Raw genomic sequence first — 12,702 nt, forward strand, 5'->3', positions numbered from 1 at the left:
TTCAGCCCCCCGTCGTGCTCATGTGCCGAGGCACCGCCGGCTTCGCCGCACGAGCGATGACGAAGTCGTGGCCCTTCGGCTTGCGGCTGATCGCCTCCGCGATCGCCTCGGCCACCACCGCGTCGTCGGGAGAGGCGCGGAGCGCCGCCCGCAGATCGGCGGCGTCCTCCTGGCCGAGGCACATGTAGAGCTGGCCGGTGCAGGTCAGGCGCACCCGGTTGCAGCTCTCGCAGAAATTGTGGGTGAGCGGCGTGATGAAGCCGAGCCGCCCGCCGGTCTCCTCAACCCGCACGTAGCGGGCGGGGCCGCCGGTCCGGTCGGGGAGCGGGGTGAGGGTGTAGCGTTCCGACAGGCGCTCGCGCACCACCGAGAGCGACAGGAACTGGTCGACCCGGTCGGGCTCGATGTCGCCGAGCGGCATCACCTCGATCAGCGTCATCTCCATGCCGAGCCCGTGGGCCCAGTCGAGCATGCCTAAGATCTCGTCCTCGTTGACGCCTTTCAGCGCCACGGCATTGATCTTGACCTTGAGCCCGGCCTCGCGGGCCGCCGCGATGCCGTCGAGCACGGTCGGCAGGTCGCCGCGCCGGGTGATCGCCCGGAATTTTTGCGGGTCGAGGGTATCGAGCGAGACGTTGATCCGGCGCATGCCGAGATCCGCCAGCTCGGCGGCGTGCTGGCGCAGGCGCGTGCCGTTGGTGGTGAGCGTCATCTCCTCCAGCGCCCCGGAGGCGAGATGGCGCGAGAGGTTGCGGAACAGCCGCATGATGTCCCGGCGCACCAGCGGCTCGCCGCCGGTGATGCGCAGCTTGCGCACGCCGCGCTCCACGAAGACCGAGCAGACCCGGTCCAGCTCCTCCAGCGTGAGCAGGTCGCGCTTGGGCAGGAACGTCATGTCCTCGGACATGCAGTAGACGCAGCGCAGGTCGCAGCGATCGGTCACCGAGACCCGCAGGTAGGTGATCGCGCGCTGGAACGGATCGATCAGCGGCGCCGGCCGCGCCGGCACGGGCACGGCCGGCATCGGATCGTCGGTACGGGGACCCCACATGCGAACATTATCCTCGGGACGCGGCTCTGGCGGCCGGATGCCAGCCTGCATATGAGCGCTCACGGGATGACCGGCAAGTTGGCCGTGAGGCGCAGGGAGACGCAACCCATGACGGAACAGGCGGCAGATCAGGCCGATTGGCCCACCGAGATCCGGTTGGCGCGCGACAAGCGCACCCTCCACGTCGCCTTCGCGAGCGGCGCGGCCTATGCCCTGCCGGCGGAGTACCTGCGGGTCGAGAGCCCCTCGGCCGAGGTCCAGGGCCACGCGCCCTCCGAGCGGAAATGGCTTCCCGGCAAGCGCGAGGTCGAGATCCTGGCGGTGGCGCCCGTCGGCAACTACGCCGTCAAGCTCACCTTCGACGACATGCACGATACCGGGATCTACGCCTTCGACTTCCTGCGCCGCCTCGGCGAGGAGCAGGCGACGCGATTTTCCCGCTACGAGGAGGAGCTGGCCGCCCGGGGCTTGAGCCGGGAGCCGGCGCGGCGGCGCTGATCAGCCCGCCGCCCGCACCGGCCGTGACGCCGCCGACAGGCCGAGCGCCGCGACCGCCACCGCGAGCGGCGCGAACGACACCCACAGCACCACGTCCCAGCCGTAGCGGGCCAGCAGACCGCCGGAGGAGAACGAGCCCACCGCCATCGTGCCGAACACCACGAAGTCGTTGAGCGACTGGACCCGGGTCCGCTCCTCCGGCCGGTGGCATTCGAGCACCATCGCGGAGGCGCCGACGAAGCCGAAGTTCCAGCCGAGGCCGAGCAGGACCAGGAAGGCCCAGAAATGGGCGAGGTCCAGGCCCGACAGCCCGACGAAGGCCGCCGCCGCCGTGAGCGACAGCCCCGCCGCCACGACGCGCGGCGCGCCGAACCGGGCGATCAGCCGCCCGGTGAAGAAGCTCGGCGCATACATGGCGATCACGTGCCACTGCAGGCCGAGATTGGCGTCGTCCTGCGTGAAGCCGCACAGATGCATCGCCAGCGGCGCGGCGGTCATCAGGAAGTTCATCAGGAGGTAGGACACCACCCCGCACAGGACGGCGGTGACGAAGCGGGGCTGGCGGGCGATCTCGCCCAGCGGGCGGCCGCCGGAGAGGTCGGCCTGCGTCGGCCCCGGCAGCCGCACGCCCATGAGCACGACGGCCGACAGGGCCGCCACCGCGGCCTGGGCCAAGAAGGTGGCGGCGAAGAGGTGCGCCGGCCACAAGCTCATGGTGTGGCTGACGAGCTGCGGGCCGATGATCCCGGCGAAGACACCGCCGGCCATGACGGCGGACAGCGCCCGTGGCCGGCGCTCCGGCGCGACGCAATCGGCGGCGGCGAAGCGGAACGACAGCACCACGGCGGCGTAGGCGCCGCCGAAGAAGGTCGCGGCGCAGAACAGCCAGAACGAGGACAGGACGACCGCGAGCGCCGCCAGGAGCCCGACGAGCACGCCGCATCCGGTGCCGGCCAGGAACGCCGTGCGGCGGCCGTAAGCCCGGGCGATGCGCCCGGCCGGCAGGGTGCAGGCGGCCATGCCGACGACGAAGATCGAGATCGGCAGGGTGGCGAGGGTGGGGCTCGGCGCCAGCTGGCTGCCGATGACGGCGCCGGTGGCGTAGACCACGACCGAGTTGGCGCCGGCCAGCGCCTGGGCGAGGGCGAGGCGCAGCACGTTGCCGGTACCGGTCTCGGCGCGAAGGGTGTCCTTGGGCAGGACGGCGGCGGGGTTCGACATCAGGGTCTCTTCGTGGGTGTCTCGTCAGGCGGTGAGCTGGGCCTGCCAGCGCGCGTCGCGCGGCGAGGGGCGGCGGTGGAGGCGGCGATCGAGGAGGATCCGGGCCTTCTCGGCCTCGCCGGCGCGCATCAGGGCGACGAGGAGCGTGTCCTCGATCACCTCGCGCTGGGCGCCGCTGCCGCCGAGGCGCACGACCTCCCCCGCGACCGGTTCGAGGATCCGGGCGCAGGAACCGTAATCCCCCTCCGCGAAGGCGAGGGCCGCGCGGCAGATCGCCGGCACCACCGGCCCCGCCGCGAGGGTCCCGGCCTCGACGAGGCCGGTCAGCGCGTCGATGCGTCCCTGCGCCGCCGCCCGGTCGCCGGTCGCGGCGGCGAGCAGGCCCATATGCGCGTCGGCGAAGCCGAAGCCGGCCTTGACGTAGTAGGGCGCCGCATAGGCCCGGACCTCGTCCCACAGGCCCGCCGGGACCGCATGCCCGTAGGCGCCGAGGCGCCAGAGCAGCGAGACCGTGTCGGTGATGACGTTGAGCGAAAGCCCCGCGGTCACCCCGGGCCGGACGTGCTCGGCGTAGATCGCCAGCGCCCCGTCCGGGTCGCCGCGCTCCAGCGCCGCGAGCGCCGCGTGCCAGGCGATGTGGCCGTGGAGGAGGCCCGAGCGGTCATAGGCGGGCAGCCAATCGGCGATCAGCGCCTCGGCCTCGTGGCCGGCCCCGTCCTCGAACAGGGCGTGCGACAGGGCATGGGCGCCGTTGGCGTTCTCGCGCCGCAAGGCGAAGCCCTGCTCGGCGAGCGCCCGTCCGCGGGCGACCGCGCCGTTCTCGGTATGGGCCCAGCCGCGATAGGTCGTGAACCACCAGTCGTCGGGCTCGTAGGCGTGGGCGTGGCGCTCGCAGAGATCGACCCGGGCCTGGTCGTGGTCGGCCCGGCCGGAGAAGGCCAGGAGCCCGAAGGCGCCGAGCGGCAGCGACAGGATCAGCGCGTCCCGCGGCCACGATTCGGCATGGGCGAGCGCCCGCGCGAGCGCCGGCCCCGACTGACCGTCGATCGCGAGCGACAGCACCGCGACGTGGCTGCGCTCCCGCTCGGTCCCGCCCCGCGCCACGCAGTCTGCCGCCCTGGTGATGCTGGCCCGCGCCGCCGCCGATTCGACGCGCATCGCGTGCAGGCGGGCCCGGGCGGCATGGGCGAGGGCGAAATCCGGATCCGCCGCGATCGCCGCGTCGAGCGCATCCGCGGCGCCCGGCCAGGCGGCGAGCAGGAGGTCGACGCCGGTGCGGTAGCACTCGGCGGCGCGGTCGGAGCGGGTGGAGAGGGGCAGGCCGCGGCGGTCGCGGTGGGCCATGATGGTGTTCTTCTCTCGCGGCGGCCTGAAGCAGCAGAATTCTTCTCCTGCATAACGGAGCCTGGACTGTCCGTATTTCGACGGGGCGCCAATCCGTGTAGACGAGCCGCCAAACTGGAGCCCTGCATGCAGTGGGAGTCGATCGAGACGCCGCCCGAAGCGGCGGCGCCGCAGCCGCTGACGGTGCGGGCGCAAGAAATTCCGGCGCGCCATTCCTTCCCGGAGCACGCGCATGGATGGCATCAGGTCGTCTACGCCATCTCCGGGGTGCTGACCGTGGCGGTGGCGGGCCGGTCCTTCGTGATCTCGCCGGAGCAGGCGGTGTGGCTGCCGACCGGGCACCGGCACCGGGTCGGCTCGCTCCTCGGCGCCGAGTTCCGTAGCCTGTGGATCGCCGATGCGGCCGGGCGCGGCCTGCCCGGGGATCCGACGGTGATCGGCGTCTCGGCCCTGCTCCAGGCGCTCATCGTCGAGGCTGCCGCCATCGACGGGCAGGACGACGCGGATGGCTATGCGGGCCGTGTCGCCGGCCTGATCCTCGACCAGCTCCGCCGCGCCGCGCCGCTCCCCGGGGCGCTGCCCTGGCCGCGCGGCGGCCCGCTGGCCGGTCTGTGCGAGGCGCTCTACGCCGAGCCGGCCGATTCCCGGGGGCCCGAGGAATGGGGCCGGGCGCTCGGCCTGTCGGGCCGCACGCTCGCCCGGCGCTTCGAGGCCGAGCTCGGCATGAGCCTGCGCTCCTGGCGCCGGCGCCTGCGGCTGTTCAAGGCGATCGAGCTGATGGGCGGCGGGCTGGACGTGACGCAGACCGCGCTGGCGCTCGGCTACGGCTCCACCTCGGCCTTCGTGTTCGCGTTCCGGAGCGACATGGGATGCGCGCCGCAGGCCTACATGCGCGGGAGGTCGGCGGGCCTGCGGCCGTGAGGGCCCGAGCCGTCTTTCAAACAGCATCGTCACCCGGGCGGAGGGATCCCGCGCCGGACGACCTGGATCCTCAGGCGAGTTGAAATGAAAAAGGCCGGCGCAAGGCCGGCCTCTCCCATTATCAAGATGATGCCGCGCCGCTCAGCGCTGCACGATCACCTTCGTGCCGACCTTGGCGCGGGTGTACAGGTCCATCACGTCGTCGTTGGTCATCCGGATGCAGCCGGAGGAGACGGCGGTGCCGATGGTCTCGGGCTCGTTGGAGCCGTGGATGCGGTAGAGCGAGCCGCCGAGATACATCGCGCGGGCGCCGAGCGGGTTCTCCGGGCCGCCCTTCATGTAGCGCGGCAGGTCGGGCCGGCGGCGGATCATCTGGGCCGGCGGGCGCCAATCGGGCCACTCGCGCTTCATCGAGATGGTCTGCACGCCGCCCCAGGTGAAGCCCGGGCGGCCGACGCCGACGCCGTAGCGCATGGCCTGGCCGTTGCCGAGCACGTAGTAGAGGCGGCGCTCGGTGGTCGAGACCACGATGGTGCCGGCCCCGTAGGGGCCGGAATACGCCACCGTCTCGCGCGGGATCGGGCTCAGCTTCGGCACCGAGGCGTCGAGCGGGTCGGCCGCGGCGGCGGGGGACCGCACCGTCACGGAGAGCGGCTGGTCGAGGGGCTGACGGGTGAGCGGGTCGATCTCGTAGGCGGCGGCGGGCGCCGCCCAGGCGGTGACGGCGCAGACCAGCCCGGCCAGGGCAGGAACGAAGCGGCGCATGGAAGCCTCTTGCAGGGAACAGCTTGGACGGGACGCGCAGGGCGAAGACGGTGCGAACGCGACCGGCACCGTACGGCGGAACCAATAGCCAAGCCGTAAACGCCCACGATCCAAAGCCAAGCTTAAATCCGGCGCAGCTTCGCGGTTGCGAAGATGGCGTTGTGCCCGCGCCACACCGTGGCGGCACGGACACGTTTCCGAAACGTTAGCGCAAGGCCGCGAGGGTGCGGCGGGCGCGCTCGGTGATGGCGGAAAAATTGCCGGCGCGGATCTCGGCCTCCGGCGCCAGCCACGACCCGCCCACCGCCGCGACGTTCGGCAGGGCGAGCCAGGCCTTGGCGTCGGCCTCGCCGATGCCGCCGGTGGGGCAGAAGCGGGCCTGCGGGAACGGTCCGCCGAGGGCCTTGAGCGCCGCCATGCCGCCCGCCGGCACGGCGGGGAAGAACTTCGCCACATGGAAGCCGGCGGCGAGCACCTGCATCAGGTCGGAGGGCGTGGCGATGCCGGGCATGAACACCATGTCGCTGGCAGCGGCCGCCCGCAGCAGCTCCGGCGTCGCCCCGGGGCTGAGCGCGAAGCGGGCGCCGAGGTCGTGCGCGGTCTCGAGGTCGGCCGGCGTCAGGACCGTGCCGAGGCCCACCACTGCCTCCGGCACCTCGGCCATGATCGCGCGGGCCGCGTCCCGCGCCACCGGCGTGCGCAGGGTGATCTCCAGGGTGGTGATGCCGCCCGCCACCAGGGCGCGGGCGAGCGGCACCGCGTGGGCGAGCTCCGGCACGGTGATGACGGGGATCACCGGCGAGGCGGCGAGCAGCGCGTCGAGGCGTTGGGCGCGGGTCTCGGTTGTCATGGGCGGTCCTGTTCGGTTGCGAGCGGGAGGTCGGGCATCGCCGCCCGGGGGATCACGGCGCCGCGATGGCCGATCACGGTGCCGGCGAGGCGGTGGCCGCACGCGGCGGCCTCGGCGGGCGGCCGGCCGGCGAGGCGGGCCGCCATGTAGGCCGCCGCGAAGCTGTCGCCCGCCGCGGTGGTGTCGACGATCGCCGCGACGGGCGGGGCCGGCACCGTGACGTCCTCGGTCCCGGCGAGCACCCGGACGCTCGGCGGCGAGCCGCCGCCCTTCAGCACGATCTCGCAGCGGCCGTGATGGCGCAGCACCTCGTCCTCGCCCGCGGGCCCGTAGAGCCATTCGAGGTCTTCCGCAGACGCGAAGATCAGGTCGGCCGCCGCCATCGCGTCGCGGAAGGCGTCCTGCGCCTTCGCCTTGTCGGGCCAGCCGCGGGGCCGGTAGTTGGTGTCGAAGGCGACCCGCCCGCCCTTGGCCTGGACCGCCCGGCAGGTCTCGGCGAGCGCCGTCCGCCCGGCCTCGCCGTAGAGCGACAGGCTGATCCCGGAGGCGTAGACGAGGTCGTAACCGGCCAGGGCTCCTTGCGTCTCGGCGGCGCCCGGGCCGGAGAACAGGTCGCGGGCGGCGGCGCTGTCGCGCCAGTAGTGGAAGCTGCGCTCGCCCGTGTCGTCGGTGCGGATGATGTAGAGCCCCGGCATCCGCCCGGGCAGGCGCCGCACCTGGCCCGTGCCGACCCCCTCGGCGGCCCAGGCCGCCAGCATCTCCTCGCTCCACGGATCGTCGCCGAGCGCCGTCACGTAATCGACCGCGACGCCGAGCCGGGCGAGGTAGAGGGCGGTGTTCAGCGTATCGCCGCCGTAGCCGCGCAGCAGGCTGCCGTCGGGCCGTTCCGACAGCTCCATCATGCACTCGCCGATGCAGGCGACCCTCGTTGCCATCGTGATCGTTCCCCTCGCCCCCGGGCCGGTCGACGCTGCCGGATCGCGCGCGATGCCCTCCTCTCCCCACCCGAAATCGGGACTGCCCGACTTCGCTCTTCGCTTGCGGATCCCGGGCTTGCTCGGGGATCCGTCGGGGATCGGCGACGCTCGCGAGAACCCGACAAGGCCGTCCCCACGAAACCAAGCCGCCATCGCCTATCGACCGCCTGCGCGTTGTCAACGGCCCAGGCCCGTCGCGCGCCGTCGCTGCCCTTGGGTGACTTTTCCCTTGGGTTAACTCTTGAACGGTACGCGGATAGCGCTAGAAGCGTTGACCCAGCGTCGCCTTCGGGTGATCGCAGCGACGAGCCCGCGACGGTGTGAACCCGCCGCGGACGACAACCCGACGCTCCCCCGGCTCGGCCGGGATGGGCGGCGGGAGGAATGGTTCGACACCACAGCGCAGCCGCCGATCACGTCAGACATCCGGGATCGCCAGACCCCTTCGTCTTTCGGAGTTGCCCGTCATGCCCATCTACCGCCTGCTCTCCGCGTCCCGCGACCGAAGCGACGCCGTCCCGCTTCGCGATCTGTCGATCGAGGCGCCGACGGTGCGCCACGCCGCCGCCCGCGTGCTCGGACGGGCCGACGAGGTCTTCCGCGGCTGCACCGGCGAGGCCTGGCTCGTCGCCGAGGACGGGGCCCGGGTCTGGAGCCTGAGCCTCGACGGCGAGGAGACCGATCTCCTCGTCCGGGCCTGACCGCCGGGCGTGAGCCCCGGACGGATGTGGGCGCCTTGCTGACGCCGCAAGCGCCGCGCATCGGGACGGCCCCGAGACCCGTTCCGAGATCCCCGATTCGATGAGAATCCTTTTCCCGGTCGCCGTGATGAGCGTCGCCGTAGCCGCGACCCCGGCCGCCGCCGATTGGCGCTACTGCCTCGCCCGCGGGCCAGCCCGCACGGTCTACCTATCGGCCCCGTTCCCGACCGTCGCGGCGATGCCCACCCTCGACGCCGCCTTCGGGCGCATGCTCGACCGGACCCAGCGACCCCACGACCCCGTCCAGTGTCCCCGGGCCGACGATGCCGCTTCCTTGCGGGCAATGCGGCTCACGGCGCTCCGCTACAACCGCCAGGACGGCGAGACGGTGGTCGAGCTGGACTGGACCCCCGACCGGGACGCCGCCAAGCGATAGAGGCCCTTCTGCCGACGCCGCGTCCGAATGCATGGCCGACCCGCGCCGGCCGCGCTACGGAACCGATCGTTAGCATCCTATCTATAAGGCCGATCAATCATCGGCCTGTCCTTCACGAGGCCGATCACCCGTCGGCCCGGCCGACGCGACGGCGATGCGACGCGACCTCCTGCAATCCCTCACCCTCACCCTGCTCCAGGCCGGGCGCGTCTGGCGCCGGGCCGCCGACGAGGTCGTGACCGCCTATGGGCTGACCGAGGCGACGGCGCTGCCGCTGCTGCTGATCGGGCGGCTGGGCGGCGACCTGCGCCAGACGACGCTCGCCGATGCCCTCGGCGTCGAGGGGCCGAGCCTGGTGCGCCTCCTCGACCAGCTCTGCGAGGCCGGCCTCGTCACCCGCCGGGAGGACCCGACCGACCGCCGCGCCAAGGTGCTGCACCTGTCGGAGGAGGGCCGGGCCCGGGCCGCCGCCATCGAGGCGCGCTTCGACACCCTGCGCGAGGCGGTCTTCACCCATGTCGGCGACGACGACCTGCGGGCCGCCGTGAAGGTGTTGCGCGCGCTCCAGGCCGAGGGCCCGCGCGGTGCGAGCCTCGCCAGCGGGTCCGGCGACGTCGCGCCGACGCCCCGCCCGGCCACCGGAGGACGCGCGTGATGCTGCCCGGCTGGCGCCAATGGCTGTTCGCCCTCAAGGTCAGCGGGGCGGCGCTGCTCGCCCTCGGGATCGCCCTGTGGGTGGACCTGCCGCGGCCGTACTGGGCGATGGCGACCGTCTACATCACCATGCAGCCGCTCTCCGGCGCCACCCGATCGAAGGCCCTGTACCGGGTGGTCGGCACGCTGATCGGCGTCACGGCGGCGGTCGTGATGGTGCCGCCGCTCGTCAACGCCCCGGAGGTGCTGACGCTCGCCCTGGCGCTCTGGACCGCCGCCTGCCTCTACCTCTCGCTCCTCGACCGCTCGCCGCGGGCCTACCTGTTCATGCTCGCCGGCTACACGGCGGCGCTGATCGGCTTTCCGGCGGTGACGAGCCCTGAGACCATCTTCGACACCGCGGTGTCGCGGGCCGAGGAGATCACGCTGGGCATCCTCTGCGCCTCCCTGGTGGCGAGCCTCGTCGTGCCCGAGCCGGTCGGCCCGGTCCTCGCCGCCCGGGTCGGCGCCTGGCTCAGCGAGGCCGGGCGCTGGACCGGCGACGTGCTTTCCGGGATCGGGGAGGCGCCGGCACTCCGGGCGCGGCGCCTGCGCCTCGCGGCGGAGGCGGCGGAGATCGACGCGCTCTCGACCCATCTCGCCTACGACACCTCGGCCCAGAGCCGGGCGGTGCCCCTGGTGCAGCTCCTGCGCGGCCGGATGCTGATGCTGCTGCCGGTCCTCTCCTCCCTAGCCGACCGGATCGCGGCGCTCTCGGGCCTCTCGGGCCTCACGCCGGAGCTGCGCCGCCTGCTCGCCGATGTCGAGGCGTGGTCGGCGGCCGGCGCTCCGGCCCTCGAGGCCGACGCGCTCATGGCCCGCATCGAGGCCGCGGACCGTCCCCTGTCCTCCCGCGCGTCCTCCTCTCCGGTCTCCTCCGCTCAGGTTTCCTGGCCGGCCCTGGTGCGGGCGAGCCTGATCGACCGCCTGCGCGAGCTGGTGGCGATCGGCCGGGACTGCCGGGTGCTGCAGGACGCCATCGCCCGCGGCGACGGCTCGGTGCGCGAGCCGCTGGCCTTCGCGAGCGAGTTCGGCGGCCGGGCGCCGCGCCACCGCGACCACGGCATGGCTTTCCGCTCCGCCATCGGGGCCTTCCTGGGGATCATCGCCTGCGTGGTGGTGTGGATCGCCACCGCCTGGCCCGACGGCGCCACGGCCGCGATGATGGGCGCGGTGCTCTGCTGCATGTTCGCGACCCAGGACGACCCGGTCCCGGCGATCCTGAGCTTCGCCACCTGGACCGGCATCGCCGCGGGGGCGATCGGCGTGCTGCTGTTCGGCGTGATGCCGCTCGTGCACGATTTCGTCAGCCTCGCCCTGGTGCTGGCGCCGGTCCTGATCCTGTGCGGCCTGCTGATGACGGTCCCGAAGCTGTTGCCGGTGGGCCTGGCGCTCGGCGTCAACGGCAATGCCCTCCTGGCGATCCAGGACCGCTACAGCTCGGAATTCGGAGCCTACGTCAATTCGAGCATCGCCCTCGTCGGCGGCATCTGGATCGCCGCGATCGTGACGCGGCTGGTGCGCTCGGTCGGCGCCGAGCACGGCGCCCGCCGGCTGGTCGCGGCGAGCCGCGCCGACCTCGCCCGGGCGGCGCGCCGGCGCGGGCATGGCGACCGCGCCGCCTTCGCCCACCTGATGCTCGACCGCCTCGGCCTCCTGGTGCCGCGGCTGGCCGCCGCCGGACCCGACAGCGATCTCGCCCGGATCGACACCCTGGCGGCGTTGCGGGTCGGCATGAACCTCGTGTCGTTGCGGCGCGCCCGCCACGGCCTGCCGCCCGAGGCGGTCGCCGCTCTCGACGCCGCCCTCGACGCGGTGGCAAGCTACTACGAGGGGCCGCGCGGCCCGGCCTCGGGAGATCTGCTCCGCCGCATCGACGCGGCGCTCGCGCGCGTCGAGGAAACCGACGCCGCCGGCCGGCGCGATGCGCTCCTCGGCCTCGTGGGCCTGCGCCGCGCCCTGTTTCCCGAGGCGCCGCCTCCCGGCGCCGCCCTTCTCGCGAGAGAGGCCGCCTGATGGCCGATATCGACCTCTACGGCGTCTTCGTGCCGGCCCTGCTGATCTGGGCGCTGCTGGCGTTCCTCATCAACCTCGCGTTGCGCCGGCTGATCGGTGCGCTCGGGCTCTACCGGCTGGTCTGGCACCGGCCGCTCTTCGACCTCTGCCTCTACCTCGTGTGCCTCGGCGGCGTCGTCACGCTCGCCGGCCGCCTGACCTGAAGACTTGACACAATGACCCGCGCGCTCGCCTTCCTCGGCCGCTTCGCCGTCACCGCCGCCATGCTGGCCCTCGCAATCATCGTCGGGGCGGCGCTCTGGGACTACTATCTCGAGGCCCCCTGGACCCGCGACGGCCGGGTCCGGGCGGAGGTCGTCGGCGTCGCCCCCGACGTCTCGGGGCTGGTGCGCGACGTCGAGGTGCGCGACAACCAGCGGGTCAAGCGCGGCGACGTGCTGTTCCGCATCGATCCGGACCGCTTCGCCCTGGCGCTCCGCCAAGCCGAGGCCGTGGTGGCCGGCCGCAAGGCGAACCTGGTCCAGGCGGAGGCGGACCTCACCCGCTACCGCCAGCTGAGCGACAACGTCGTCTCGCAGCAGAAGCTGGAGGCGACGCTCGCCGCCGAGCAGAGCGCCCGGGCCGCCTACGACCAGGCCGTGGCCGACCGCGACCTCGCCAAGCTCAACCTCGACCGCTCCGAGGTGCGCGCCTCGGTCAACGGCCGCATCAGCAACCTCGAATTGCGGCCCGGGGCCTATGTGGGGGTCGGCAAGGCCGTGATGGCGCTCGTCGACAGCGACACCCTGCACGTCCAGGGCTATTTCGAGGAGACGAAGCTCGACCGCATCCATCCGGGCGACCCGGTCACCGTGCGGCTGATGGGCGAGGGCCGCGACGTCACCGGCAAGGTCGAGAGCGTCGCCGCCGGCATCGAGGACCGGGAGCGCAGCGCCGGCTCGTCGCTGCTCGCCAACGTCAACCCGACCTTCGCCTGGGTGCGCCTCGCCCAGCGCGTCCCGGTGCGGATCACCCTCGATTCCACTGTCGACCGCGACCGGCTGACCGTCGGGCGCACCGCCACCGTGGTGGTGCATCCAAGCGGCGAGCGGCCGGAGATCCGGCCGTTCGAAGGTCTGCGCCATCTCGGCCTGCGCGACGGCTGGGAGGCGCTGAAGGCCAACCTCTCGGCCACCAAGGGCTGACGCCGCGGGGGGCGCCCGCACTATCGCCCCGGCCGGTGGCGGATT

The 12,702-nt window shown here is 73.1% G+C and carries 14 protein-coding genes; 8 read left to right on the forward strand and 6 right to left on the reverse strand.

Annotated elements, in window-relative coordinates:
- Window position 1: 1 nt before the first annotated feature.
- Window positions 2–1,051 (reverse strand): GTP 3',8-cyclase MoaA, encoded by a 1,050-nt coding sequence (moaA, locus tag DA075_RS01520; RefSeq protein ID WP_099951704.1) that lies wholly within the window; start codon window positions 1,049–1,051, stop codon window positions 2–4.
- Window positions 1,052–1,159: 108 nt separating this feature from the next.
- Between moaA and DA075_RS01525 the strand changes: the two genes are divergently transcribed.
- The gene (locus DA075_RS01525) at window positions 1,160–1,549 is read left to right on the forward strand and encodes a gamma-butyrobetaine hydroxylase family protein (protein ID WP_099951705.1); all 390 of its coding nucleotides are present in this window, start codon (window positions 1,160–1,162) and stop codon (window positions 1,547–1,549) included.
- On the opposite strand, the gene DA075_RS01530 is transcribed toward DA075_RS01525, so the two are convergent.
- Window positions 1,550–2,770, reverse strand: coding sequence for an MFS transporter (locus DA075_RS01530; RefSeq protein ID WP_099951706.1), 1,221 nt, complete (start codon window positions 2,768–2,770; stop codon window positions 1,550–1,552).
- A gap of 24 nt (window positions 2,771–2,794) precedes the next feature.
- Window positions 2,795–4,114 (reverse strand): tetratricopeptide repeat protein, encoded by a 1,320-nt coding sequence (locus DA075_RS01535; protein ID WP_099951707.1) that lies wholly within the window; start codon window positions 4,112–4,114, stop codon window positions 2,795–2,797.
- A gap of 126 nt (window positions 4,115–4,240) precedes the next feature.
- Between DA075_RS01535 and DA075_RS01540 the strand changes: the two genes are divergently transcribed.
- On the forward strand, window positions 4,241–5,035 hold the full coding sequence (locus tag DA075_RS01540; protein WP_099951708.1) for an AraC family transcriptional regulator: 795 nt from the start codon (window positions 4,241–4,243) through the stop codon (window positions 5,033–5,035).
- Window positions 5,036–5,176: 141 nt separating this feature from the next.
- On the opposite strand, the gene DA075_RS01545 is transcribed toward DA075_RS01540, so the two are convergent.
- The 3 genes from DA075_RS01545 to DA075_RS01555 all read right to left on the reverse strand — a co-directional run bounded on the left by DA075_RS01545 (window position 5,177) and on the right by DA075_RS01555 (window position 7,585).
- The gene (locus DA075_RS01545; RefSeq protein WP_099951709.1) at window positions 5,177–5,800 is read right to left on the reverse strand and encodes a L,D-transpeptidase; all 624 of its coding nucleotides are present in this window, start codon (window positions 5,798–5,800) and stop codon (window positions 5,177–5,179) included.
- A 205-nt stretch (window positions 5,801–6,005) separates the two neighbouring features.
- Window positions 6,006–6,650 carry a bifunctional 4-hydroxy-2-oxoglutarate aldolase/2-dehydro-3-deoxy-phosphogluconate aldolase gene (gene eda, locus DA075_RS01550; protein ID WP_099951710.1) on the reverse strand — a complete coding sequence of 215 codons (645 nt, stop codon included), beginning with the start codon at window positions 6,648–6,650 and terminating at the stop codon, window positions 6,006–6,008.
- Complete coding sequence (locus DA075_RS01555) at window positions 6,647–7,585, reverse strand: sugar kinase (RefSeq protein ID WP_099951711.1); 939 nt, start codon at window positions 7,583–7,585, stop codon at window positions 6,647–6,649. Before DA075_RS01555 ends, eda begins: the two co-directional genes overlap by 4 nt.
- A gap of 509 nt (window positions 7,586–8,094) precedes the next feature.
- Here DA075_RS01555 and DA075_RS01560 point away from each other — a divergent pair.
- From DA075_RS01560 to DA075_RS01585, 6 genes are all read left to right on the forward strand, one after another.
- On the forward strand, window positions 8,095–8,328 hold the full coding sequence (locus DA075_RS01560; protein ID WP_099951712.1) for a hypothetical protein: 234 nt from the start codon (window positions 8,095–8,097) through the stop codon (window positions 8,326–8,328).
- 100 nt (window positions 8,329–8,428) lie between these two features.
- Window positions 8,429–8,764: a hypothetical protein gene (locus DA075_RS01565; protein WP_174800045.1), complete on the forward strand. Its 336-nt coding sequence runs from the start codon at window positions 8,429–8,431 to the stop codon at window positions 8,762–8,764.
- Between the two features lie 154 nt (window positions 8,765–8,918).
- Window positions 8,919–9,419 carry a MarR family winged helix-turn-helix transcriptional regulator gene (locus DA075_RS01570; RefSeq protein WP_099951713.1) on the forward strand — a complete coding sequence of 167 codons (501 nt, stop codon included), beginning with the start codon at window positions 8,919–8,921 and terminating at the stop codon, window positions 9,417–9,419.
- On the forward strand, window positions 9,419–11,473 hold the full coding sequence (locus DA075_RS01575) for an FUSC family protein (protein WP_420813147.1): 2,055 nt from the start codon (window positions 9,419–9,421) through the stop codon (window positions 11,471–11,473). Before DA075_RS01570 ends, DA075_RS01575 begins: the two co-directional genes overlap by 1 nt.
- Entirely contained in the window at window positions 11,473–11,676 is a 204-nt protein-coding gene (locus tag DA075_RS01580) for a DUF1656 domain-containing protein (protein ID WP_099951715.1), read from the forward strand. Before DA075_RS01575 ends, DA075_RS01580 begins: the two co-directional genes overlap by 1 nt.
- 12 nt (window positions 11,677–11,688) lie before the next feature.
- Window positions 11,689–12,657: an efflux RND transporter periplasmic adaptor subunit gene (locus DA075_RS01585; RefSeq protein ID WP_099951716.1), complete on the forward strand. Its 969-nt coding sequence runs from the start codon at window positions 11,689–11,691 to the stop codon at window positions 12,655–12,657.
- The last annotated feature ends 45 nt before the right edge of the window (window positions 12,658–12,702 follow it).

The sequence above is a fragment of the Methylobacterium currus genome, from assembly GCF_003058325.1.
Taxonomy (GTDB): Bacteria; Pseudomonadota; Alphaproteobacteria; order Rhizobiales; family Beijerinckiaceae; genus Methylobacterium; species Methylobacterium currus.

Bases quoted from the DNA above. Each gene is read 5' to 3' on its own strand.
- moaA (WP_099951704.1), bottom strand. From the start codon at position 1,051: ATGTGGGGTCCCCGTACCGACGATCCGATGCCGGCCGTGCCCGTGCCG.
- DA075_RS01525 (WP_099951705.1), top strand. From the start codon at position 1,160: ATGACGGAACAGGCGGCAGATCAGGCCGATTGGCCCACCGAGATCCGG.
- DA075_RS01530 (WP_099951706.1), bottom strand. From the start codon at position 2,770: ATGTCGAACCCCGCCGCCGTCCTGCCCAAGGACACCCTTCGCGCCGAG.
- DA075_RS01535 (WP_099951707.1), bottom strand. From the start codon at position 4,114: ATGGCCCACCGCGACCGCCGCGGCCTGCCCCTCTCCACCCGCTCCGAC.
- DA075_RS01540 (WP_099951708.1), top strand. From the start codon at position 4,241: ATGCAGTGGGAGTCGATCGAGACGCCGCCCGAAGCGGCGGCGCCGCAG.
- DA075_RS01545 (WP_099951709.1), bottom strand. From the start codon at position 5,800: ATGCGCCGCTTCGTTCCTGCCCTGGCCGGGCTGGTCTGCGCCGTCACC.
- eda (WP_099951710.1), bottom strand. From the start codon at position 6,650: ATGACAACCGAGACCCGCGCCCAACGCCTCGACGCGCTGCTCGCCGCC.
- DA075_RS01555 (WP_099951711.1), bottom strand. From the start codon at position 7,585: ATGGCAACGAGGGTCGCCTGCATCGGCGAGTGCATGATGGAGCTGTCG.
- DA075_RS01560 (WP_099951712.1), top strand. From the start codon at position 8,095: ATGCCCATCTACCGCCTGCTCTCCGCGTCCCGCGACCGAAGCGACGCC.
- DA075_RS01565 (WP_174800045.1), top strand. From the start codon at position 8,429: ATGAGAATCCTTTTCCCGGTCGCCGTGATGAGCGTCGCCGTAGCCGCG.
- DA075_RS01570 (WP_099951713.1), top strand. From the start codon at position 8,919: ATGCGACGCGACCTCCTGCAATCCCTCACCCTCACCCTGCTCCAGGCC.
- DA075_RS01575 (WP_420813147.1), top strand. From the start codon at position 9,419: ATGCTGCCCGGCTGGCGCCAATGGCTGTTCGCCCTCAAGGTCAGCGGG.
- DA075_RS01580 (WP_099951715.1), top strand. From the start codon at position 11,473: ATGGCCGATATCGACCTCTACGGCGTCTTCGTGCCGGCCCTGCTGATC.
- DA075_RS01585 (WP_099951716.1), top strand. From the start codon at position 11,689: ATGACCCGCGCGCTCGCCTTCCTCGGCCGCTTCGCCGTCACCGCCGCC.